At 57.5% G+C, this 214-nt stretch carries 1 pseudogene; it reads right to left on the bottom strand.

Annotation, left to right across the window (positions count from 1 at the left end):
• A pseudogene (locus tag JHD63_RS25250) lies at positions 1 to 128 on the bottom strand (IS5/IS1182 family transposase); the annotation flags it as partial.
• Positions 129 to 214: the final 86 nt, after the last annotated feature.

Here is a 214-nt window from a genome sequence, read left to right as displayed (position 1 = left end):
GCGCACAGTTGCTGCCACGGCACGATCTCTTCCATCGTCGCCAGGAACACATCGCGTCGGGTGGGGCGGCGGTATTGCTCGAATCCGGCCTCTTGATCGGCCGCTGCTGCCAGGGTCTGTTGCTTCACCGGATCACAATGCATTCGACCCTATGATGGTGGACTTGCTCAGCGTTGCCCTAGCCTTACTGTGTCATAAATGTCACAATTCGATC

It is taken from the genome of Xylophilus sp. ASV27 (assembly GCF_016428875.1).
Lineage (GTDB): Bacteria > Pseudomonadota > Gammaproteobacteria > Burkholderiales > Burkholderiaceae_C > Xylophilus.
This window is presented reverse-complemented; position numbering and strand designations above follow the sequence as displayed.